36 protein-coding genes are annotated in these 18,394 nt (G+C 45.2%); 10 read left to right on the top strand and 26 right to left on the bottom strand.

The window, feature by feature from the left end:
• Positions 1-7: 7 nt before the first annotated feature.
• The 23 genes from K9N75_RS09370 to K9N75_RS09260 all read right to left on the bottom strand — a co-directional run bounded on the left by K9N75_RS09370 (position 8) and on the right by K9N75_RS09260 (position 10,920).
• Positions 8-709 carry a phage antirepressor KilAC domain-containing protein gene (locus K9N75_RS09370; protein ID WP_130994445.1) on the bottom strand — a complete coding sequence of 234 codons (702 nt, stop codon included), beginning with the start codon at positions 707-709 and terminating at the stop codon, positions 8-10.
• A 320-nt stretch (positions 710-1,029) separates the two neighbouring features.
• The gene (lysC, locus tag K9N75_RS22885; protein ID WP_224452590.1) at positions 1,030-1,350 is read right to left on the bottom strand and encodes an Rz1-like lysis system protein LysC; all 321 of its coding nucleotides are present in this window, start codon (positions 1,348-1,350) and stop codon (positions 1,030-1,032) included.
• A complete protein-coding gene (locus K9N75_RS09360; RefSeq protein WP_224452337.1) occupies positions 1,241-1,606 on the bottom strand; it encodes a DUF2570 family protein in 366 nt (121 codons plus the stop codon). Before K9N75_RS09360 ends, lysC begins: the two co-directional genes overlap by 110 nt.
• On the bottom strand, positions 1,603-2,091 hold the full coding sequence (locus tag K9N75_RS09355; protein WP_224452336.1) for a lysozyme: 489 nt from the start codon (positions 2,089-2,091) through the stop codon (positions 1,603-1,605). The genes K9N75_RS09360 and K9N75_RS09355 overlap by 4 nt, the downstream gene beginning before the upstream one ends.
• Entirely contained in the window at positions 2,091-2,306 is a 216-nt protein-coding gene (locus tag K9N75_RS09350) for a class II holin family protein (RefSeq protein WP_004094663.1), read from the bottom strand. Before K9N75_RS09350 ends, K9N75_RS09355 begins: the two co-directional genes overlap by 1 nt.
• 394 nt (positions 2,307-2,700) lie before the next feature.
• Positions 2,701-3,522 carry an antitermination protein Q gene (locus K9N75_RS09345; RefSeq protein ID WP_224452509.1) on the bottom strand — a complete coding sequence of 274 codons (822 nt, stop codon included), beginning with the start codon at positions 3,520-3,522 and terminating at the stop codon, positions 2,701-2,703.
• Positions 3,519-3,722, bottom strand: coding sequence for a protein ninH (locus K9N75_RS09340; RefSeq protein WP_043494647.1), 204 nt, complete (start codon positions 3,720-3,722; stop codon positions 3,519-3,521). Before K9N75_RS09340 ends, K9N75_RS09345 begins: the two co-directional genes overlap by 4 nt.
• A 154-nt stretch (positions 3,723-3,876) precedes the next feature.
• Positions 3,877-4,104, bottom strand: coding sequence for a hypothetical protein (locus K9N75_RS09335; protein ID WP_043494649.1), 228 nt, complete (start codon positions 4,102-4,104; stop codon positions 3,877-3,879).
• Entirely contained in the window at positions 4,101-4,604 is a 504-nt protein-coding gene (locus tag K9N75_RS09330) for a recombination protein NinG (protein WP_311136426.1), read from the bottom strand. The genes K9N75_RS09335 and K9N75_RS09330 overlap by 4 nt, the downstream gene beginning before the upstream one ends.
• Before the next feature lie 64 nt (positions 4,605-4,668).
• Positions 4,669-4,848 carry a hypothetical protein gene (locus K9N75_RS09325; protein ID WP_224452508.1) on the bottom strand — a complete coding sequence of 60 codons (180 nt, stop codon included), beginning with the start codon at positions 4,846-4,848 and terminating at the stop codon, positions 4,669-4,671.
• Positions 4,841-5,140 (bottom strand): phage protein NinX family protein, encoded by a 300-nt coding sequence (locus tag K9N75_RS09320; RefSeq protein ID WP_224451818.1) that lies wholly within the window; start codon positions 5,138-5,140, stop codon positions 4,841-4,843. Before K9N75_RS09320 ends, K9N75_RS09325 begins: the two co-directional genes overlap by 8 nt.
• A gap of 207 nt (positions 5,141-5,347) precedes the next feature.
• Entirely contained in the window at positions 5,348-6,106 is a 759-nt protein-coding gene (locus K9N75_RS09315) for a hypothetical protein (protein WP_224452507.1), read from the bottom strand.
• An 8-nt stretch (positions 6,107-6,114) separates the two neighbouring features.
• The gene (locus tag K9N75_RS09310) at positions 6,115-6,387 is read right to left on the bottom strand and encodes a hypothetical protein (RefSeq protein ID WP_224452506.1); all 273 of its coding nucleotides are present in this window, start codon (positions 6,385-6,387) and stop codon (positions 6,115-6,117) included.
• The gene (locus K9N75_RS09305; protein WP_224452331.1) at positions 6,384-6,599 is read right to left on the bottom strand and encodes a hypothetical protein; all 216 of its coding nucleotides are present in this window, start codon (positions 6,597-6,599) and stop codon (positions 6,384-6,386) included. The genes K9N75_RS09310 and K9N75_RS09305 overlap by 4 nt, the downstream gene beginning before the upstream one ends.
• Before the next feature lie 19 nt (positions 6,600-6,618).
• On the bottom strand, positions 6,619-7,068 hold the full coding sequence (locus K9N75_RS09300) for a DUF1367 family protein (protein WP_224452505.1): 450 nt from the start codon (positions 7,066-7,068) through the stop codon (positions 6,619-6,621).
• A gap of 3 nt (positions 7,069-7,071) precedes the next feature.
• Positions 7,072-7,272 carry a DUF4014 family protein gene (locus tag K9N75_RS09295; protein ID WP_127908280.1) on the bottom strand — a complete coding sequence of 67 codons (201 nt, stop codon included), beginning with the start codon at positions 7,270-7,272 and terminating at the stop codon, positions 7,072-7,074.
• A gap of 5 nt (positions 7,273-7,277) precedes the next feature.
• Positions 7,278-7,529, bottom strand: a complete 252-nt coding sequence (locus K9N75_RS09290; RefSeq protein ID WP_511177151.1) for a phiTE_015 family protein — start codon at positions 7,527-7,529, stop codon at positions 7,278-7,280.
• A 136-nt stretch (positions 7,530-7,665) separates the two neighbouring features.
• On the bottom strand, positions 7,666-7,932 hold the full coding sequence (locus K9N75_RS09285; RefSeq protein WP_224452504.1) for a hypothetical protein: 267 nt from the start codon (positions 7,930-7,932) through the stop codon (positions 7,666-7,668).
• On the bottom strand, positions 7,929-9,311 hold the full coding sequence (locus tag K9N75_RS09280; RefSeq protein ID WP_095661805.1) for a replicative DNA helicase: 1,383 nt from the start codon (positions 9,309-9,311) through the stop codon (positions 7,929-7,931). The genes K9N75_RS09285 and K9N75_RS09280 overlap by 4 nt, the downstream gene beginning before the upstream one ends.
• On the bottom strand, positions 9,311-10,120 hold the full coding sequence (locus tag K9N75_RS09275; RefSeq protein ID WP_224452503.1) for a replication protein: 810 nt from the start codon (positions 10,118-10,120) through the stop codon (positions 9,311-9,313). The genes K9N75_RS09280 and K9N75_RS09275 overlap by 1 nt, the downstream gene beginning before the upstream one ends.
• Positions 10,104-10,265, bottom strand: a complete 162-nt coding sequence (locus tag K9N75_RS09270) for a hypothetical protein (RefSeq protein ID WP_168780262.1) — start codon at positions 10,263-10,265, stop codon at positions 10,104-10,106. The genes K9N75_RS09275 and K9N75_RS09270 overlap by 17 nt, the downstream gene beginning before the upstream one ends.
• A gap of 28 nt (positions 10,266-10,293) precedes the next feature.
• Positions 10,294-10,587, bottom strand: coding sequence for a CII family transcriptional regulator (locus tag K9N75_RS09265; RefSeq protein WP_035503334.1), 294 nt, complete (start codon positions 10,585-10,587; stop codon positions 10,294-10,296).
• 102 nt (positions 10,588-10,689) lie between these two features.
• Complete coding sequence (locus K9N75_RS09260) at positions 10,690-10,920, bottom strand: transcriptional regulator (RefSeq protein ID WP_130934008.1); 231 nt, start codon at positions 10,918-10,920, stop codon at positions 10,690-10,692.
• Positions 10,921-11,046: 126 nt separating this feature from the next.
• Between K9N75_RS09260 and K9N75_RS09255 the strand changes: the two genes are divergently transcribed.
• Both K9N75_RS09255 and K9N75_RS09250 read left to right on the top strand, forming a co-directional pair.
• Positions 11,047-11,760 (top strand): S24 family peptidase, encoded by a 714-nt coding sequence (locus K9N75_RS09255; protein WP_224452502.1) that lies wholly within the window; start codon positions 11,047-11,049, stop codon positions 11,758-11,760.
• Between the two features lie 21 nt (positions 11,761-11,781).
• Positions 11,782-12,933: a type I restriction endonuclease gene (locus K9N75_RS09250; RefSeq protein WP_224452501.1), complete on the top strand. Its 1,152-nt coding sequence runs from the start codon at positions 11,782-11,784 to the stop codon at positions 12,931-12,933.
• A gap of 99 nt (positions 12,934-13,032) precedes the next feature.
• Here K9N75_RS09250 and fumD read toward each other — a convergent pair whose 3' ends face one another.
• Positions 13,033-13,242 carry a fumarate hydratase FumD gene (gene fumD / locus K9N75_RS09245; protein ID WP_130934010.1) on the bottom strand — a complete coding sequence of 70 codons (210 nt, stop codon included), beginning with the start codon at positions 13,240-13,242 and terminating at the stop codon, positions 13,033-13,035.
• Positions 13,243-13,591: 349 nt separating this feature from the next.
• Here fumD and K9N75_RS22880 point away from each other — a divergent pair, with 349 nt between their 5' ends.
• On the top strand, positions 13,592-13,840 hold the full coding sequence (locus K9N75_RS22880; protein ID WP_445991592.1) for a transcriptional antitermination N peptide: 249 nt from the start codon (positions 13,592-13,594) through the stop codon (positions 13,838-13,840).
• A 21-nt stretch (positions 13,841-13,861) separates the two neighbouring features.
• Here the strand turns inward: K9N75_RS22880 and K9N75_RS09240 are convergent, their stop codons facing one another.
• Positions 13,862-14,272 (bottom strand): hypothetical protein, encoded by a 411-nt coding sequence (locus K9N75_RS09240; RefSeq protein ID WP_115104957.1) that lies wholly within the window; start codon positions 14,270-14,272, stop codon positions 13,862-13,864.
• A 244-nt stretch (positions 14,273-14,516) separates the two neighbouring features.
• Complete coding sequence (locus K9N75_RS09235; RefSeq protein WP_224452319.1) at positions 14,517-14,771, bottom strand: hypothetical protein; 255 nt, start codon at positions 14,769-14,771, stop codon at positions 14,517-14,519.
• Between the two features lie 157 nt (positions 14,772-14,928).
• On the opposite strand from K9N75_RS09235, the gene K9N75_RS09230 reads away from it, so the two are divergent.
• The 7 genes from K9N75_RS09230 (at position 14,929) to K9N75_RS09200 (ending at position 18,387) form a co-directional block, all read left to right on the top strand.
• On the top strand, positions 14,929-15,561 hold the full coding sequence (locus tag K9N75_RS09230; protein ID WP_224452318.1) for an Nmad5 family putative nucleotide modification protein: 633 nt from the start codon (positions 14,929-14,931) through the stop codon (positions 15,559-15,561).
• Between the two features lie 157 nt (positions 15,562-15,718).
• On the top strand, positions 15,719-16,795 hold the full coding sequence (locus tag K9N75_RS09225; RefSeq protein ID WP_224452317.1) for a coiled-coil domain-containing protein: 1,077 nt from the start codon (positions 15,719-15,721) through the stop codon (positions 16,793-16,795).
• A gap of 30 nt (positions 16,796-16,825) precedes the next feature.
• A complete protein-coding gene (locus tag K9N75_RS09220) occupies positions 16,826-16,987 on the top strand; it encodes a protease FtsH-inhibitory lysogeny factor CIII (protein ID WP_224452316.1) in 162 nt (53 codons plus the stop codon).
• Entirely contained in the window at positions 16,977-17,177 is a 201-nt protein-coding gene (locus tag K9N75_RS09215) for a DUF5444 family protein (protein ID WP_224452315.1), read from the top strand. The genes K9N75_RS09220 and K9N75_RS09215 overlap by 11 nt, the downstream gene beginning before the upstream one ends.
• A complete protein-coding gene (locus K9N75_RS09210) occupies positions 17,174-17,338 on the top strand; it encodes a hypothetical protein (protein ID WP_186277587.1) in 165 nt (54 codons plus the stop codon). The genes K9N75_RS09215 and K9N75_RS09210 overlap by 4 nt, the downstream gene beginning before the upstream one ends.
• A gap of 9 nt (positions 17,339-17,347) precedes the next feature.
• Entirely contained in the window at positions 17,348-17,983 is a 636-nt protein-coding gene (locus K9N75_RS09205) for an ERF family protein (RefSeq protein WP_224452314.1), read from the top strand.
• Complete coding sequence (locus K9N75_RS09200) at positions 17,983-18,387, top strand: hypothetical protein (protein WP_130961715.1); 405 nt, start codon at positions 17,983-17,985, stop codon at positions 18,385-18,387. Before K9N75_RS09205 ends, K9N75_RS09200 begins: the two co-directional genes overlap by 1 nt.
• The last annotated feature ends 7 nt before the right edge of the window (positions 18,388-18,394 follow it).

Genomic DNA, 18,394 nt, shown 5'->3' with positions numbered 1-18,394 from the left:
GTTCCTATCAGGCCGCTTGGTTAATTAGTTGAGATGAAGCCCAAAGCCCAGCTATCCACTGAATGCCTTTTGGTGTGAACTTCACTTGAGTGAATGCGTGTCCGTTATGCTGGTTCTCGCCTGTTTTGACTGCGAATCGGCCTGCATCAAGGTGCTGTGAGTATGGTGTTAGCTTTCCAGCCAGCTTGTACATGATCCCGTTATCAATCAGGAACAGGCGGAAATCGTTTTCTTTTATCTTCAGAAGTTTTGCTGTCTCTCTAAATCCCATCAGCCCGGATGCTTCAACGTACTGATCAACAAATTCAGCCTTTGGCGCTGCTACCGCTAACTTATTTTCGAGAGCTGCGTTTTGTTCCGCGAGGTCAGCAGCAAGACGAAGTGCCTCCGGCAGTGTCTGCGGAATTTTTACCGGATGGCTTAAGCTCTGCTCCAGTTCCTGCCAGCGATCGACAAGTCTGGCAGTAAATTCAGGTGAAAGCTGAGCGACTACGATGATGCTGTCACGCTTACCTCTTTCACCCTCAAACACATAAACAGCTACCGGCCTGCCTGCTGTTTGCTTTTCCTCAATTTGAGGAGAAGCTATCGTGCCTCTTTCAATGAGCGTTTCAATGGTTCGTTTGACGTTATCGTGTCGCTTCTCTACCAGTTCTGAGATTTCAAGACTGGTCATAATTGCTGGGTGATCATTTACTGGATATTGCATGGTGAATACCTTCAAAAAAGAAACCTCTGTTCACCAGAACGTCCATACCCGATCTCACCATGCTTCGATGGAGTTCTCAGAGGTCGCTTTTGTGAATGGTTTCGGGTTTTACGATACGCGGTGAAAGCGCGGTGAAATGCAGATGTAAAAAAGCCCCAGCGGTTGCTGAGGCCAGTCGTCAAGTTAATTACCCACACTATAGGGCGCTGAATGTGCACCCTAGTACACATATAACGAATTACTCAGATATGTGACGCTTTAACTTGATGAGGAGATAAACATGCTTATTACTTACAAATTAGCCTTAGCCTATGCACCGGTCATTCTGATTTTGTGCAAAATCGCGTACCACCTTGTGCAGTACAAGTTCCCTCTAAACTAATCAGCGCTCGCCCTTCCTCTGCCTTCCTAATATCTGCTTTGTCTATATTGCACTGCTCTAATGCTGAATAAAGTCGCGCGTTCAACAGAAGGCTATCTGACCATGACATTGAGTTCGGGACTTTAGGTTTCGGCGTTTCAGCAGTCAGGTTAGAAGGTAGCGGGATTATCGGCGCTTGAACGTATACCGTCCGCGTATTCCCGCAGCCGCTTAACTGCATCAGCAGGAATAAGCCGATTAGCGCAATCATCATTCGCAATAGCAGCCTTGATGTCATTCTCGGCTCTCTGTGACTCCAGTGCGTCCTGAGCTTTTGCATTCTGGTTAGCCTCGGAGATTTGGTTGAATAGAGTGACAGTGTTTAGGGCGTTTTTAGTGATGGTCTCTGCGCTCTTCTGGCTGGCGTCCATATCGCTAACTGTCTGGTTCAACTTTCCGTTGTTGTGCCAGAGGACACCAATCCCTACAGCAAGCAATACCAGCAGGGTCAGCAATACAGTGGTTAACTTGCTCATCTCTGACTCCAGGTGCAAACCTCATATTCAACGTCGCGTCGATTCATCAAGCCTTTCCACTTCTTGCCACCGGCATATACCCAGCGTTTGAGCTCATCACATGCTCCGGCGTAGTCACCGGCGTTGAGCTTTTTAAGCATGGTGGAATTGATAAAGGCGTTGGCCCCAACGTTATATGAGAATGAGTAGATGGCGGCGAGCTGGGTTTCGGTGGTTTTAACTTTAATGCTCGGATTGACCTGCTTGGCTATTAGCTCCAAGTCAACCTTGGTCAGCGCATCACATTCAGCATCTGAATATCGTTTGTTGAGTATGATGTCTTTACCGGTATGTCCATCACAGACAGTGATTACTCCAACCACATCTTTGTAGGGAACATACTCTCTCCCCTCCAATCCACCTTTACCGCTTAGCATTACCGTTGCGATTGCAATGGCACCGCCACCGATAGCCGAGGCGATTTTATGTCTCAGGGATGGGTTCATTACTCACCCCTTGAGGCTTTGCGCCGGTCTTCTTTTACCTTGAAGTAGAGATTCGTTAGAAACGTCAGGAGGCCAAATAGCAGGCTTCCAAGAACGCCAAACGCTGCCCACTGTTCAGGTGAGAAGCCATCAAGGAGTTGTTTAAGCCAGAATAAGGCGCTACCGCCTGACGCTCCGTAGGAAATACCTGTTGTGATTTTGTCCATACGTAGCATCGTCTCACCTCCCCGTAGGGTTAGGCGCTGTGTAATTAATTAGGGAATAGCGTCACCCGTATCCATGCCAGACAAGGAATGTGTGAGTGCGGTTGGTTGGTGTTGGATGACGCTAAATGCAAAAAGCCCCGAGCTATTAACTCAGGGCTTGAAATTGATACCGACCTTCCAGCCGGTTAGGTGGGGATAGCAGTCAATGAGACGAACTTACCCACTGTGCGATTATTTTTCTGGCGTCGCACCGGTGATCCAGAAAGCAAAAAGGCCAACGATTAAGCCAGCCTTTTCACTTCAACGAATGGATTAACCCACCGTTAGAGCTAAGGTTAGTCCATTTTTCCGCGATTTTCAATACCTATTTTCTACATACAATAGTTTTCGTGGAAAATATTTCTTAAATAGTCACTTTTGATAGCATCATATCTGCGTAAGCTTCCTCCTTGTGACACTGACTCACCAATACCTCATAGAATGGCTTGTAATGGTCATATGCCGTCGTTTTACCCAAAGCAGGAATTACTGCTTTGATCGCATCAATGACCGCTGAAAACTTCAGTCTGGAGTATCCTAACCCTGAGCATTTACAGCAGGTTTTATACACCGGAACTCCTTGCCTCTCAGTCTCAGATTTATCAAGCACCTTGCCGCGCCCGTTACAACGACAAGCATTGCTTAGCACTTTCTTACCTTTGCATGATGGGCAGAGAACGCGAACCACTTCCCTTAGTTCTCGGCGCACCTCATAGGCCGATGGCGTTGCCTCGCCACCCCATTCCAGCGTTTTTTTAACAATTTCTTTTGCTACCCACGGCGTATGCGTTTTCGTCGTGAATACCTCCGCATCGATAAATCCTTCACCGTGGCAGCAATCGCACTCTCGGGTACTGGCTGCGCTTCTGGCATAGTCCTGATATGCAAAGTTTGCGAGCAATTGCACTACTGCTTGTTTAATATCGTCATCAAGTTGTTCGATAGCCTTATGCTTACTGGTCTGAGTGAGGGCATATTTAACAAGACTTTCCACGGCACGGTCGGGACTGCTGATCCCCATCTTCGCTAAAAATAGGTCTAACCCGAATCCGCTTTTAAGGTCTGCCAACCCTATCGCGGCCATAAGGTCAGTGCCTGTTAGTGAATCGGTGGCCGTTGCCCGTGGAGAGTCGCTAATCATTGATGATTTAGCTGCAAACAACTTCGGTATTGATTCAAGTCTCATCGCTTACCCCACCTGTTCTTCCCACTATCCCCACGAGCTGTCATGAATACACCGTTTACTATGGCGTGCTGCTTGGCGTCTTTGTCTTTGATGTATTTGGATATAGTTTCTCTGTTGATGTGTAGGCGTCGTGCTAGCTCACTCTGATTACCGTATGTATCGATTAACATGTCGGGTACGGTTCGGATGTCGGCTTTCATATCTTCCCCTTATCTACCAAAGCTAAATACCGATCGCCCTGTATCAATGCGTAGCAATAACGAGCTTTAAACGTTCGATGCAGGAATCGTAAACTAGGCATCATGAACGCAGTGGTTATGATGCGAGCTGCCAGCTTGTTGTGTTATGGTTTGATCACGCTGCCTCCCTGTAGACTTCAAGCGAATTCAGATATAGTCCGCCGAAGCTATAACGAATTTCATCGAATACGTTTTCATAGGTGGCATATGGAAAGAAGTTCAGGAAAAAGGTTTCTGCTTTATCACATTCCTCCATTAAATCTTCTGCACTGTTTGGCCTGATCACGAAAACCACATCATTGAAAATTGCCGCTGTTTCACATGGGTAAGTGATTTTTCTCACGCTGCCTCCAAATGTTGCTTTTCGATATCCCTCAATTTCTTTCTGTATAGCGCCCTGATGCCGTCCAGTTCTTCTCTGGTGTATCGGTGTTCCTCATTGTTACTTTCGAGCGCCATGACTCGCTCAAGCCCGATTTTCTTTATCAGGTTGAGTCTGTATGGGCCTATGTCACCGGATTTGTGGACGTTACAGGCAGAGCATTGAAGGTGTACGTTGTCTTCGTTAAATCTGAGTTGGGATGCCGCTTTCGTTGTCCTGAAATGCCCTGCGTGGAAACTGACTGCGTTCTTAATTCCACAGCTAATGCACCCATTCCCTCTATCCCTAGCCCTGATGTAGTCGTTGAATACTCGCTGAGTCATGTTTATCCAGTGAGATAACGGCTTTGCATCTGCTTTGCGCTTTCTCCAATTACGACGTGATTCATCCTCAGCTTGTTTTTGCTGATTCTCTTTCTGTTGTTTTTGGTATTTGTTAGCGCAGAGCGGTGAGCAAACTATTTGAAGGGGTCTATCGGGAGTGAATTTGGTTTTGCATATCGGTCATTTCTTTAGCTTCGGCTTTTTAGCCTTGAGCAATTGGCACCTCCGGCGTTACCGCTGCGATAAAGCAGATGAAAAGCGCGATGGCGAAAATGATGGTCTTTACCGTTGCTGGATTAATCATCGGTGTTGATACGTATGCCGCCCGCTCTTTCTTGGGATACTTATGCTTGTGTTTATATTTTCTTCTGCTTCTAGCCATTCTCACTCTCCTTCATCATCAGGTAGACGATCATGGCATCTCGAAGAGGCTCGCTATCACTGTCACCATCCCAATTGATGTCGATGCAGTATTCTTTCAAAATCGGCCATGCGTCGGATGGGCAGCTAGTAAAACTGAAACCATGCTGCGCCCTGCTCAACTTACCGTCGTTAATCACAAAGACGGCACGACCAGAGATATCGAAACAAATCCAATCTTTAAGTTCAGGATGGCGTGAGATTGCTACCGCTTTGTTAATCTCAAAGTCGCCCATCTTGCTGTAATCAGTCATGTCTATCTCCAGATTTTGGATGTCTGTATTTTTGAATTAGGTAGGTAATTTGATTCAGGGAGAAATGCTTGAACGAACCAGTGACGATTGTCTGCTGATAGTGATTTAGTGGCCTGCACTCCGTTGTTTTTGTATCTATCGAGTAGTTGATTAGCTTCTTCTGTGGTCATGGGTTCGTGTGTGAACCACGTTCGCTTCATCTGTACCTCATATCTCAAATGCCATCTGAACGCTAAACCGATCTTTCTCGGGGCAATAATTCAGAGAGGATGCGGAGTTAAAAGCCTCTATCCGCTCAACAAGGACCGCAGCACGTGTTTCTTTAGAAGCAGGCGCATAAGCGCTTTTGTTCCATGCCTTATCTATCCCGATATTCCTAGCAACGTTTGTGCTATCAGCTGATGAAAGTGGAATGTGTTGAAAGATGGTTTTGTTGAGCATTCGCAAGCCGTGTAACTTGCAAATTGGGTATCCATTCTCATCAACAACATTCTTCAGTAGATCACGTAGCTTCATTACACACTTACGTGGTTTCTTTGCGTCGTACTCCCCCATGCTTCCGATTGCAACTCTTGGGTATTCGTGACAAAGGCGGATAAACCGCTCGTCTGGTTCGTTCATGTGCCAGACAGGAACACCGACAACCTTTCCGTGTGGCCACTGTTCGATTAGGGCATCGTTCTCTTCTGCTGAACCTCCGATTACGTCGGGGATAACGGCAAACGAAAAGCGAGGATGATTCATCCACCGCGAAACGAATTCGTAATAGTCATCCCATGTTTCGCGGGATGTTTTCGATTTATCCCAAAAAGTGAATGCGCCGTTATCTAGCGCGAATGACTGAGTTATCTCGCTGGCAAGTTTGAGTTGCCCCGGATTTGCAAAGCTAATAAACGCATGACGCCCCTTCCATGCCTTGAGCGCGCAGGTATCTGGTGTAATTGGTCCACCGTGATAATGAATCATGATTTATCCTATGCGGCCTCCGGTGGCTCGGGGTCGGAAGTGGCATAAATACCGGGATTGCCCAACAACTTTGCCAGCCTTAGAGCTAATGTCAGTTGCTCCCAGCGATTAGTGGAGAGCAGCATATTTTCTGCGGCCTTGGCTATCTCGATTAACTCAATGATGGTTTCTGGATTAAAGATTACAGGTCGATACTCAGCGCATTCTTTCTGGCTCTTCGCATCTTCCAAACTCTTTAGACTTCTTCTAGCTGTTACTTCTAAATCGTCGTATTTGCTCATGCTGCACCTCTCTTGCTTTTAAATCGCTGATAAGCTTTGAATACTCCGCAAGATAGAAAAGCTAAAATCCAAAGACCAAGGTTGTAGCGGAAAAAACCCCAATAAAATTTGCTATCAGGAAGTTTCCATGCAGCAAGAACAAGTAGAGCCGATACCATTACACATACCAAGGTCATGACCACGCACATGGCGGCTGTTTCTTTCCACGTCATAATTTATTTTCCTGCGATTTCAGAAGAAGCTCTGTAGTTGATTGAGGATATTTTCGTCTCTCGTTCCGGCGAAAATATGTTTGATGGCTGCGTTAATCATTGCGTTGTAGCAACGTTCGAACTCATCCGCTTCCATGTTCGCGTATGCCAAGCTCTTGGCTTCAGTTCGTATCTCACCGTTTAGTCGCACCGTCTGCTCGTAAAAACCTGCGAGTATCGTTAGGTCTTTGCGGAAACGGTCAAACTGGCTGTGCTCATCCATATGCTCAAGCCCTGCCTTGTTTGCACACCAGTACTGAAAGCAGAATTTGAAGAAGACGAACATCTTTTTGTGAAATATCGGATTGCGGGTTAGCTTGAAATCAGCGGTATAGACTTCACCGTTTTTGAACTTGGTTAGGCGGGGTAAATCGTGTTCGAACATTGGTACAAAAACGCCACCGGCATTTTTAACCATGTCGATTTGCAAGCGTTAGTCCTCTTTGATTGGATTCCATTTGTTGCGCCATTTGCGGATTGGCTGAAGGGCTAAATCGTCATACCAGTCTGCAAACTTCTCTACGTGGTCATGCAGAGCGATGATTAGTGCTACTGGGAAGATTGGCAGCACAGCGATAAGCCAGGTAGTGACAATCACTGCATCCTTTAGCCTGTTACGCCTGTATTTCTTCATGGCCATCACTCCCCCTTAACCTTGATGCCAGCGGTGCGGATTGCCTTGCGTACGGCGATGACAACCTTATCCTTCCCGTCCTCATGCCCCATGGCATAAGCACCTTCTTCACCATCTTTCCATGTATCATCGTTGGCTTCAGGCCAGTCAATATCTAACTCCACCGCCTCGCGGCTTGCTTGCCATGCCCACCACTGACCATCAATTATCTCGTCCGTGTAACCATCATCACAACGCAGACTTTCCCAGCCATCCATAGGCTCGCATTCGTTATTTTTTTGCCATGCCGTTTCAAACTGTTCACGACTTGTCATGACTATCTCCAATCTGGCACAAAAAAACCGCTTCTAGAGCGGCGTTGTTCGTATGCTTCATGCGTCCCCCGCACTAAAGTTAAAGCGTTATACCTGCATACTTGCTGGCTTCTTTGATGAATTTCCTCAAGATATCCCTAGTAATCCAGTTTTTCTCGGTTAGTTGAAAAGTCCAAAAAACAACATGTTCAGCCGTTTTTAAATTGCTCAACGGAATGTCATAAGTCTCGCCAAAGTCATTATCTGGGATAGTGATGATCAGGTGATCACCTTCAAATTTCACAATCTTGTTCAGCTCTTCTTCGTGAGATAGATATTTTTCAACATCTAAAGGTCTTAAGGTCATACATCCGCTCCTTTTGAATATCTGCGTGAGGTTTGTTCTGTACTGCGACTAGATGAACATTTCCCTCGAGCTTCATCTTGGTTGCACTCCATGAAGTGACCATTAGTAAAGCTCTGGTAAACCGTTCCAAGCGTACCAAACCTGTTTTTAGTAACGATTATCTCTGCATATGGTGCTGCGGGGGATTGCTCATCATACACTGCCTCTCGATAAAGCATGATGATAGAGTCCGCGTCTTGTTCGATACTTCCAGAGTCTCTCAAGTCAGCGTTTGTTGGCCTACGCTGTCCTTTTGGTCTCTTTTCCACGTCACGTGACAGCTGGCTTAAAGACATGACTGGCGTTTTTAAATCTTTGGCCATTCTCTTTAAGCTTCCAGATATGTGGGCTATTGCCAGATCATTGCGGTCTGCCTTAGGTTTATCAATAAGTCCCAAGTAGTCCACCATGATTAGAGATAATGCTGGATAGTTTCTCTTGTGCCGTTCCGCTATAGCACGTATCTGCTCTACGTTAAGCTTTGAAGCATCTACCACCCATACATCTAGCCCTTGAAGCATTCTGATCCCATTAGATACCTTCCCCCAACCTTCATCATTCATTCGGCTTGGCTTTCTCAGGAGAGACACCGGTAATCTGCTAGCACCAGCTAACTGTCGCTCTACAACCTGTTGAGAGTCCATTTCCATGCTGAATATCAAGACACCGCGCTTTTGCTTTGTCCCAGCAATTGTCTGTGAAGCAACGCCTTCTGATACTTTAAGCGCGAATTCTGTTTTACCCATACCCGGCCTCGCGGCGACTATGACTAGATCGACTGGGTTAATACCTCCCATGATTTCATCTAGCTCATCAATTCCAGTCTTTAGAGTGTCAGACTCCTCGCCGTTTGTTAGCCTTTTTTCAAGCAGTTCGGCATAGGGATCTAGAAGGTCAGAAATATGCATAGGCCTTACTTCATCTCTAGGCTTACAAATTTCAGAGGCGTTGGAAATGAATCGGTCTATTACGTTTGCTGAGGATTCCAATGTTCCATTCAGAATCTGATCTTTAGTCTGCTCCATCAGCTCTAGCATCTTTCTTCTCTGATGGTATTCAGCTACTACGTTGGCATATCCCTTTAGGTTTGCCGCGCTCGGGCACTTCCTAGGGGTCTCCATGATACTGGCAAAGTTTTGAGCCCCCATCGCTTCCGCAACCATTAATCCATCAATCATCCCCCTAGTTCGAGCTTGTCTCTGGATTTCTTTAAACGTTTCTCTGTACAGTCCAATAGAAAATGCGTCGGGATCTAGAGTAGCTAATACATCACTAGCATCGGACGTATACCCGCCAACAAGCAATCCACCAATCACGCTAGCTTCAATCTCTTGGTTAATCACAGCGTTCCCTCTCTAATTTTTGTCAGCGTCTTAGGGCGCAGAAGGTAGTCAAAGTCAGCCACCCACTCACGATCGTTCTCTCCAAAGTGAAACGGCCTAGCCAGATGCATGAATGATTTTACATATGCTCTAAATCCGTCGATGTTTGGGGTCTTAAGGGATTTAATCAGAGTACGAAGTTTTCTTTTCCGTTCGTCGTTTGCTTCGATTGCGTGAGGTAGTCTTTCCCCCACGGTTTCGTTGTAGACATGGAGATAGGCTTCATAGTCAATCCGTTCGGCCTTTCTTCGTTTTGGTTTAACGAGCGATTCGCTAACACCCGTTAGGGGGTTAGGGGGTATTTCTTTTATATTTTGTATAGTGTCTTTTGTGTCCCCCTGTTTTGAGGGATTGCACTCCCCTAAATTGAGGGATTTTTTATCCCCTATTTTGAGGGATTCCCCCTTGTTTTGAGGGATACACCATTCATCTATGTTTTTATTGGGTCCAAACATGCCTCCTTGCTGTTTAATGAGCCCCATTCTTACCAGTTCCAACTTAGCTTCGTTACAGCGTTTTACCGGAAGGTTAGCTATCTCAGCTATCTGTGAGTCGCTTATTCTGTCCATCGGCTTATTCCAGCCATAAGTTTTCCTCAGAATAGCCAGAAGAACCTTGAATTGACGCTTGGTGATATCAGCACCGGCATATGCCTCAAGAAGAATGTTGGACAGCTTGGCATACCCATCTTCAAGTTGCGCCACTCTCTGCTCCACGGCCTGATGCTGTGGCCTGTAGTCATCAATATTTCTAACGACGCTTAACATGTTCCGTCTCCTTTAGCCGTAATCGGATGATCCCCGTTAACCGCTCTGCAAAAGCACGGTTATTAGAGGCAACAACAACCAGACCATCTGGAGAGTCGGGGTAACGCCGTTCCTCTTCTCTATTGCTTTTTCTACGTTTTGACATAGAATTACTCCTGTTTATTGATCCAGTACTAGAAAGTCATAGTGATCTGAGAGTCGTCAGCTGTTACCGCAGTTGGCGACTTTTTCTTTTGTGGCAATACCGATTCCACAGCCTGACGCGCTACTTCGCGAATCAAACTGGTTTCCCATACCTTCTCTAGCAGTACGAACATCGTTGCCATGTCGCGGATATTGAGGCGGCTTACTTTCGATTCGTGCCACCCTGCTTGCTTTGCTAGCTCTCTGTTAGTCTTCTGCATCATCCGGCAGCGGAGTTCTGTCTCCACTTCGTTGATGCGCTTGCTATAACTTGCATGTTCCATTTGTGATACTTCCTTTGTTGAATAAATAGTTACACCACCGGTTAGGTGGTTGGGGTTTCGGGTGAATCACCCGAGGCCATGACTGTTAAAGAGCGGTGTTGCTTAAGCTGCGTTGTTTAATTGTTTAAATAAACTTGCTTTATCTGGACGGAACTCAGAGGCAGAAATCTGACCGTTGGTAGCTCTAACAAGGAGCAGAGCCCCCTCAACAGATATCTTTTTGTTTCCGTTCAGCCAATCCGACACTGTGGATTGTGCTTTTCCTACAGATTTTGCTAATGCAGCTTGACTGCCAACAATTGCAATCGCTTTTTCTACTGCTTTGTGTTTCATAAAATCTCCTTTTCTATTGGCATCTCTGATTTTAGCTATCGCTTTAGTGAAAATCAATCGCCTTTTCGATTTTGATAAAATATCGCTTTGCCGATAGACTGGGATAAATTTTCAAATGAGGTTTTTATGACTTTTTCTGAACGTCTAGATAAGGCGATGAAGGAAAGCGGTTATACGCAGGGTTCGCTTGCTAAAGCTGTTGGCATGGCTCAATCAAGTGTATGGAAGTTAGTATCTGGTGGCGCTCAAGGTTCACGCAGACTAGTGGATATCGCGCGAGTTTTAGGGGTTAGGCCAGAGTGGCTTGCTGATGGTTCTGAGCCGATGAGATTAGGAGGGGTTTCCCCTCATAATCCGAAATCAACTATTCCTCCTGAAAGCGAGTGGGGAACCGTTACCCATTGGGACTCTAATACCCCACTTCCAGATGATGAAGTAGAGGTTCCGTTTTATAAGGATATTGAAATGGCAGCAGGTGCGGGGCGCTGCACAGATACTGATTACAATGGATTCAAGCTAAGATTTTCAAAAGCAACCTTAAGACGTATGGGGGTTGAATTTGAGAATGTATTTTGTTGTCCGGTAGCTGGGGATAGCATGGAACCATTGATTCCTGATGGCACGACAATAGCCGTAGACCGTGGAAATAAAACTATTAGGGATGGAAAAATGTATGCCATCGAACAAGACGGACTATTCAGGGTTAAAGTGTTGTATGCAATGCCAGGGAAAAAAGTCCGCGTGCGTAGCTACAATGAAGAATATGACGACGAGGAAGCCACATTAGACGCTCTTGATATTATCGGGCGCGTATTCTGGTGGTCTGTTTTAGATTATTAACATAGAAATGGAATGAGCTTCATGGAATCATTTAAAAATAAATTAAAGTTTCACAGCGAACACGTTAAAAATGTTGGAATCCATTGTACTACAGAGGAGACAACAAAACAGGCATTGATCCTACCATTTTTAGATATATTAGGATTCAATCCATATGACCCTCAAAAAGTTAAAGCAGAGTACGGAGCTGACTTCCCTGGAGCTAAAGCCAATGAAAGAGTGGATTACGCATTGTTTTGCCAAGGGCTTCCCGTCATGTTTATAGAGGCAAAATCATATAAAGAAAAAATAGAAAATCACTGCCCACAACTATCAAGATACTTCAACTCAACGCCAGAAGTTACAATATCAGCAATTACTAACGGTGTTGAGTGGAGGTTTTTCACCGACCTGAAAGAAAAAAACATTATGGATCCAACTCCATTTCTTCGGATAAGAATGGATGAAATAACAGAGCCTGATGCAGAACAGCTGTTTAGATTCAGGCATGATAAATTTAAACCAGAGGCGCTAAGAACTCTGGCAGAAGAAAGCGTATTCCTATCAGCTTTTACCAAAACAATAAGCTCAAGCTTAAGAGATGTTGATTCCGAATTTGTAAGGTATGTAGCAAGCAGGTCAAACGTTGAAAGACAATTGAATCAGCGATTTCTAGAAGCAATTACCCCTCTGGTTAAACAAGCGGTAGAGCGATCGGTAAGTGCAATGGTAGTATCGGGACTTTCTGGCTCTCGTCATCCTATTGATGATGTTTTAAACAACATTCCAAATGAAACTGTAAGTTCAGATAATAATGCAGATATCATAGACCCCGATAACCAAAATGTTGTTACTACGCATAACGAAAGAGTTCTGTTTGAAAAAATAGCATCCATAATTGGCGACTCTCATGACATACAATATAAAGATACAGAGTCATATTTTGGGGTTCTCTATCAAGGAAAAACAAATAGATGGATTGTTAGATATTACGATAAGAAAAACAAATCATCTATCCAGTTACCTATAGAATTAAATGAAATTGCAATTAATGAGGTATCTCGAGCTGGTCTTGAATGTGACTCATCAAGAGTTTATATAGATAATCCTGAAAATATTCTACGCATATCAGGATTAATACTAGACTCTTTTGAGTTTGTTAAAAATGATGATAACTTTAGAAAGAAACGATAACCTTTCAAATAATTATCACAAAAGTGCTTAGCATTGTGGTGATTGGCATCGAGGTCGATAAACTATTGAACGATAACGATGCCATTATCATTGATATTCCTACTCCTCCAACAATTTCACCGCTAGTTCCATAACCTGCAATTGATCCAAGTCCCACTTATCTAATCCCTTTGCTAGCTCCGTTCTTATTACATCAGCAATCGAAACTTTCTTTGTCTCGTTCCCCTGAGAAACCATAGCAAACACCACATCACCAACAATCCGACACATCTCTTGATATCGCAGTTGAGCCGCCTTTTCGTAGTCCATAACTTCCTCCTATCTATTTTTATCACCATATCACAGGAGAGAAAAAATAAATTCCTTTATCAATCAGAAATATATCGCTAAATCTATCATTATTATCGCTTAAACGATTGACTCAGTTAATCGCCAAAGCTATTATCAATCCATCGAAACAAAACACGATACGGCAAATGGAACTACTCGCCGTGCCCGGCAGGATGCAGGGCTGCTTCTTTAACAATCAGGAATGCGGGTGATTCACCCCACCAAAGAGTAGTTGGCTTTGGGATGATGCAAGTGCAGGCCGTCGAGCTAACCAGAAGATAAGCATCTGGAGCGTCATCACCAAAGCTAACTAACTGGAGTAATCCACATGCCAAGAGATAAACGCAAAAACTTAGCTCGAGCTGTGGCTCACAGAGCTGAAAAGTGGAGCAATGCACGACTGGAGATGAAGGTTGAAAAAATCCTCTCTGGATGCTCAGAGAGAACAGTAAAAGCACTATCCCTGCCGATACCAGTTGTTAGAGGTGAAGAAGAGGTAACCGGTTCGTACTGCTTGCCACAGGTAGCAATATTCGCCGCAGGACACCGTAAGAGTGGGAGTGTTACAGCGAGGTAGTTATCTACCCCGCAGATTCAATTAAGGAAGGGATTCCATAACGCGACTGAGTTCTCTCCCACCGAACTCTGCAAGCCAGCCACAGGAGGAACAATGGTAAGGCATGTCCCCGAAGTCACTCCCGACTTGTTTAAAACAGTTGGGACAATAAACCGCCCTCACATACCCACCAGAGGGTTCTTTTCGAAAGGCCGCAGTGCGGTGAAAGACAAACTCATCCTTTGCCCTGTTAGCCGCTACTTCCTTAGAAAGCTCTGCAATCTTTATATTTGCCTCGGCCAATTCTTTCTCGGTCGCAGCATGGGCTTTTTGAAGTACGTCCATTTGCTCGTAAATGAAGGCGAGACGCTCCCGAAGGACAGCGTTACTTTGCACAGCCGAAACGGAATCGATAGCGCTTTGAATCGACGTGATAACCAATCCAAAATCCATGAATAATTCATCCTAAAACGTTGGGGTGGATAAATTATATTCGAATTCCTTACGTTGGGGAACGAAGGAACCACTGCCGCCTGAGGTGGTTAAGACAGTACAGGCACTCATTATTGGCGCAGATAAACGGGCGCCAGAAGATTCGCGGGAAGAGCATCCCCTTAATTTAGAGAGGTAGGTATGGAGAATGAACGTGATGAACTGGTCAAGAAGTTAGCTGGCCAGTTCTTAGAAGATTTAACGGCTATTTCAGCGAACCAACAACGGTTTCAATCTCTTTTAGACTCTTATCGAAAGAGTCAACAACAGAAGCCGGAGCGCCTTTTACAGAGAGTTCATACCATTCGCGTAGAATTCCTTTTGTCTCACGAGTGATCTCGCTAGGCAGGCATGCAAAGGTAGCAGTGAGCGCATGCTTCAAAGCCTTATTGTTAACTTCAAGCTCATCAACTCTTGCGCTTAATTCCTTTATCAGTAAATCGACTGTAACGGCTGACATCTTTTAATTCCTTTAATTGACTGTGGAATAACCAACGTATCAGCTTTCCTTGACTGTGGAAAGCAGGGAACCACCTCGCCTGATGTGGATAAAAGCAGGCAACAAACAATCACAGGTCGCTAAGGCGGCCTTTTTTATACCCAGAATGGAGATAGATATGACAACTGTACGTTTAACGAATGCTATTCGTGATGAAATTGCTAAAAAAGCATTAGAAAAATCAGGCATTGAAGAAGAGCTAAAGCAGCATGCAAAAGATGTTCAGCAGTTCTCCTTTGATGTAAGAACTTACCTGTTAGGTGGGGAGAAGGTAGTTCAAGAAATCGAATCTCAGCTAAAAAAAATCAGAACTAACATAGCTGCGATAAACAAACACAACATTTGCGAAATTTATTTGTCTTCCTGCGATAACTGGTCGTTCAGAGTCTCATTTGGTGGAATGCAAACACGTCTCAATTTTGGTCAGGACGAAAAAGGCGATCCCATTTACATGGTTACCCCATCCACAGATAAAGCTCTATTAGCAGGCGATCATGAGCTGAGTAAGCGGTTCATGGAGTTGGAAAACAAAGGTACACAGCTAAACAGCAAGAAAGAGGAAATTAAAAACAACGTTTATGCAGCACTGAAATCGGTTACCTCAGTAAAACGTCTTCTTGAGGTGTGGCCTGAAGCAAAAGAGCTACTTCCTAAAACAGAGGATATTGTTCGAGCAACACTTCCATCGGTAAAGGTTGAAGACCTGAACCAGATGATTGGCCTACCAACTGAAACTCAATCAGCAGCGTAATGACGAGTAATGCACCTAGCAGGTATTCACTGAGTATCTGCTGTGAGCAATCCCGCTCATAACTGGAGAATGACTGCTCTGGTTAGCTGACACGTTTTGCCCCTCTCGTTAGGGGCTTTTTTATACCCGCTTCATCGCAAAGCGTAGGCGTTTTGCAATGAAACCAACAAAGGAGATCGCCAGTGAGCGAGGAAAAAACGAAATTGCATTAGTCACTCTGCCGAGCGTACCGGCTGAGCTCGAAGCTGCTTTTATCAATGACGAATTCATTGAAGGGTTAATTAAAGACATCCGTGAAAAAGCATCTTCTGTAGTTGGTGACCTGAATACAGTCAAGGGACGCCGTGCATACATCAGCATGTCGGCGAATGTCCGTAGCACTAAGACAGCTATTGACGAGGCTGGCAAGAAGTTAGTTGCAGAGATGAAGAAGCGCCCTGCTCTGGTCGATGCCAGCCGTAAAAAGGTTAGGGATTCACTGGACGAACTGGCGGTTGAGATTCGCAAGCCAGTGACTGACTGGGAGGCTGAGCAGAAAGAAAAAGAGTTCAACGCTATGTGGGATGAGGCGTTAGAGCTGGACGCCAAAATTACAGCAGAACGAGCTGCGGCTTTGGCGGCGAAGATTGAAGCCGATCATGAAATGGCTTTACTCATGAACGAGAAGATTGACCGCGAACGAGAAGAAGCACGACAGAAAGCCGAGCAAGCCAAACGCGAACATGAAGAACGTATTAAGCGTGAGGCAGAAGAGAAAGCGCGGCACGAAGCAGAAGAAGCGGCAAAGCGTGAAATCGAAGCGGCAGCAGCCAGAGAGCGAGAAGCGACATTGGCAAAAGAACGCGCCGAACGTGAAGCCAAAGAGCTGGCAGAGAAAGCGGAGCGCGACCGCATTGAAGCAGAACAGCGAGCTGAGCGCGAGAAGCAGGAAGCCTTAGCAAAAGCAGAACGTGAACGCATCGCCACCGAGGAAAGGGCCAAGCGTGAAAAGGAAGAAGCTATTCAGCGTGAACGCGCAGCGGCAGAGTCCAGAGAACAAGCTCGATTAGCCGAAGAAAAGCGCATCAAGGATGAAGAAGCTCGCCGAGCAGCTGATGAAAATCATCGCAAAGTTATTGGTACTGCCGTTGTTAATGGCTTGATAGCTCACGCTGGGTTATCTCGTGAAGATGCTATCGCTGCATTTGTCGCACTGAAAGAAAACTTAATCCCGCACGTAACCATCAACTACTAATCAAATTCAAAGCAATTACAGGAGCTACCCATGATGAATTATGCCATCGCGGGCGGCGCTCTCATGGGCGCTTCTCAGCTATCAGACTCTCAGTTAGACCGAAACGTATCCAAATTACGTGCCGGTTTCAAAAAAGCATTCCGCTGGTTTATCGACACCATCACGCAAAAAGGAGACCCAAATGATTATTAAGCCAAATCAAGATGGAACAGTCACCGTAAGCCAAGCGTGGTGGCGCACAGGGGTGAAGCACTCCCGTCAGTTCACTAGCTCACAGGATGGCATCAAGAAGGCTTACGCATGGGCTCACGAAGCATCTATGGGCTGGGCTGATGAGCAGGATGAAGAGTTTAAGCAAGTTATAGGGAGACATGCAGCATGAACAAAGAGCAGTTAGAGGACGATTTATTTATCGCAAAAATGTTCAGCGAGCTAGAGCAACAGATGAATGAGTCTCAAGCGGAGACTGAGCTTAGATGGCACGGAAGCACACACGAAAGCCCACGAATAACACTGGGCGAATTTGCTGGTGACTTTAATTAGGAGGCGATTATGTCTAAAGAATTCTACTCAAAGTTAGCCGATATTCAGAAAAACCTAAACGCCCCTAAAAACCAATACAACAGCTTTGGAAAATATAACTATCGAAGCTGTGAAGATATTTTAGAGGGAGTTAAGCCACTATTAGGCGACCTATTTCTATCTATAACAGATGAAGTCGTAATGATTGGTGATCGCTTCTATGTTAAGGCTACCGCGACGATAACTGATGGCGAATCATCACACTCATCAACAGCGATGGCGCGTGAAGAATTAACCAAAAAAGGAATGGATTCCGCGCAGGTTACTGGTGCTACTAGCTCATACGCCAGAAAGTATTGTCTTAATGGCCTGTTTGGTATCGACGACTCAAAGGATGCAGATACCGATGAGCACAAGAATCAATCTGACGCAAAGAGCGCATATCAAAATAAAGAGTCAAATAAAAAACAGCCAGCCGAGCAAAAGAAAAAGCCATCTCCTGACTATCTGTTATCACACTTCACTGAGGCCGCAAGAGACATGACTTTGCCTGAATTATCGAAGGCATATGACTGGTCATTTAATGAGTTGGCAAACAGTCCAGATCACCAGTCTAAATTGACTGACGTATATACCATCAGAAAAGAAGAACTTGAGGCAGCCTAATGCATTGTGTAACCGCACGATTAAATAAATCAGCACGTGAATTCCAAGCCGGTGAGAGTATCGGCTTTAACATTCGTTTAGGTCAGCAATACTACGACCGGAAGAAAAAAACACGAGAATGGACGAACTATAGCGCCGTTCTCTTTGCTCGAGACAATCAGGTCGAATATTACCGTTCAGCTTTGGTCGAGGGCGCATTGGTAACAGTGTCCTCATCCAGCCTCAAGGTTGACATATACGATGGTCAAAATGGTCAACTCATTACATTGGAAATGGTTGATGCAAAGCTTGAGTATGCACATGGACAAGATAATCAGGGGAAGCCGCTTCAAAACTCAGGGAGTGCCTCGAATCGGCAAAGCAACGAACGACCCACAGACTTTGACTCAGACATTCCCTTCTAACAGGTAA

Source organism: Hafnia paralvei (genome assembly GCF_020150375.1).
GTDB lineage: Bacteria > Pseudomonadota > Gammaproteobacteria > Enterobacterales > Enterobacteriaceae > Hafnia > Hafnia paralvei.
The sequence above is the reverse complement of the archived record's forward strand: the minus strand, read 5'-3'. Positions and strand labels throughout refer to the sequence as shown.

Excerpts from the sequence above, each read along its gene's own strand:
- K9N75_RS09350 (WP_004094663.1), bottom strand. The coding sequence starts at position 2,306 with ATGCTACGTATGGACAAAATCACAACAGGTATTTCCTACGGAGCGTCA.
- K9N75_RS09270 (WP_168780262.1), bottom strand. The coding sequence starts at position 10,265 with ATGTCAAAACGTAGAAAAAGCAATAGAGAAGAGGAACGGCGTTACCCC.
- K9N75_RS09275 (WP_224452503.1), bottom strand. The coding sequence starts at position 10,120 with ATGTTAAGCGTCGTTAGAAATATTGATGACTACAGGCCACAGCATCAG.
- K9N75_RS09295 (WP_127908280.1), bottom strand. The coding sequence starts at position 7,272 with ATGAAGAAATACAGGCGTAACAGGCTAAAGGATGCAGTGATTGTCACT.
- K9N75_RS09325 (WP_224452508.1), bottom strand. The coding sequence starts at position 4,848 with ATGGCTAGAAGCAGAAGAAAATATAAACACAAGCATAAGTATCCCAAG.
- fumD (WP_130934010.1), bottom strand. The coding sequence starts at position 13,242 with ATGGACTACGAAAAGGCGGCTCAACTGCGATATCAAGAGATGTGTCGG.
- K9N75_RS09255 (WP_224452502.1), top strand. The coding sequence starts at position 11,047 with ATGACTTTTTCTGAACGTCTAGATAAGGCGATGAAGGAAAGCGGTTAT.
- K9N75_RS09220 (WP_224452316.1), top strand. The coding sequence starts at position 16,826 with ATGATGAATTATGCCATCGCGGGCGGCGCTCTCATGGGCGCTTCTCAG.
- K9N75_RS09340 (WP_043494647.1), bottom strand. The coding sequence starts at position 3,722 with ATGAAAGCCGACATCCGAACCGTACCCGACATGTTAATCGATACATAC.
- K9N75_RS09235 (WP_224452319.1), bottom strand. The coding sequence starts at position 14,771 with ATGTCAGCCGTTACAGTCGATTTACTGATAAAGGAATTAAGCGCAAGA.
- K9N75_RS09200 (WP_130961715.1), top strand. The coding sequence starts at position 17,983 with ATGCATTGTGTAACCGCACGATTAAATAAATCAGCACGTGAATTCCAA.
- K9N75_RS09210 (WP_186277587.1), top strand. The coding sequence starts at position 17,174 with ATGAACAAAGAGCAGTTAGAGGACGATTTATTTATCGCAAAAATGTTC.
- K9N75_RS09230 (WP_224452318.1), top strand. The coding sequence starts at position 14,929 with ATGACAACTGTACGTTTAACGAATGCTATTCGTGATGAAATTGCTAAA.
- K9N75_RS09370 (WP_130994445.1), bottom strand. The coding sequence starts at position 709 with ATGCAATATCCAGTAAATGATCACCCAGCAATTATGACCAGTCTTGAA.
- K9N75_RS09265 (WP_035503334.1), bottom strand. The coding sequence starts at position 10,587 with ATGGAACATGCAAGTTATAGCAAGCGCATCAACGAAGTGGAGACAGAA.
- K9N75_RS09250 (WP_224452501.1), top strand. The coding sequence starts at position 11,782 with ATGGAATCATTTAAAAATAAATTAAAGTTTCACAGCGAACACGTTAAA.
- K9N75_RS09225 (WP_224452317.1), top strand. The coding sequence starts at position 15,719 with ATGAAACCAACAAAGGAGATCGCCAGTGAGCGAGGAAAAAACGAAATT.
- K9N75_RS09360 (WP_224452337.1), bottom strand. The coding sequence starts at position 1,606 with ATGAGCAAGTTAACCACTGTATTGCTGACCCTGCTGGTATTGCTTGCT.
- K9N75_RS09320 (WP_224451818.1), bottom strand. The coding sequence starts at position 5,140 with ATGACTGATTACAGCAAGATGGGCGACTTTGAGATTAACAAAGCGGTA.
- K9N75_RS09205 (WP_224452314.1), top strand. The coding sequence starts at position 17,348 with ATGTCTAAAGAATTCTACTCAAAGTTAGCCGATATTCAGAAAAACCTA.
- K9N75_RS09355 (WP_224452336.1), bottom strand. The coding sequence starts at position 2,091 with ATGAACCCATCCCTGAGACATAAAATCGCCTCGGCTATCGGTGGCGGT.
- K9N75_RS09260 (WP_130934008.1), bottom strand. The coding sequence starts at position 10,920 with ATGAAACACAAAGCAGTAGAAAAAGCGATTGCAATTGTTGGCAGTCAA.
- K9N75_RS09290 (WP_511177151.1), bottom strand. The coding sequence starts at position 7,529 with ATGGATGGCTGGGAAAGTCTGCGTTGTGATGATGGTTACACGGACGAG.
- K9N75_RS09240 (WP_115104957.1), bottom strand. The coding sequence starts at position 14,272 with ATGGATTTTGGATTGGTTATCACGTCGATTCAAAGCGCTATCGATTCC.
- K9N75_RS09345 (WP_224452509.1), bottom strand. The coding sequence starts at position 3,522 with ATGAGACTTGAATCAATACCGAAGTTGTTTGCAGCTAAATCATCAATG.
- K9N75_RS09310 (WP_224452506.1), bottom strand. The coding sequence starts at position 6,387 with ATGAGCAAATACGACGATTTAGAAGTAACAGCTAGAAGAAGTCTAAAG.
- K9N75_RS22880 (WP_445991592.1), top strand. The coding sequence starts at position 13,592 with ATGCCAAGAGATAAACGCAAAAACTTAGCTCGAGCTGTGGCTCACAGA.
- K9N75_RS09215 (WP_224452315.1), top strand. The coding sequence starts at position 16,977 with ATGATTATTAAGCCAAATCAAGATGGAACAGTCACCGTAAGCCAAGCG.
- K9N75_RS09305 (WP_224452331.1), bottom strand. The coding sequence starts at position 6,599 with ATGACGTGGAAAGAAACAGCCGCCATGTGCGTGGTCATGACCTTGGTA.
- K9N75_RS09285 (WP_224452504.1), bottom strand. The coding sequence starts at position 7,932 with ATGACCTTAAGACCTTTAGATGTTGAAAAATATCTATCTCACGAAGAA.
- K9N75_RS09315 (WP_224452507.1), bottom strand. The coding sequence starts at position 6,106 with ATGATTCATTATCACGGTGGACCAATTACACCAGATACCTGCGCGCTC.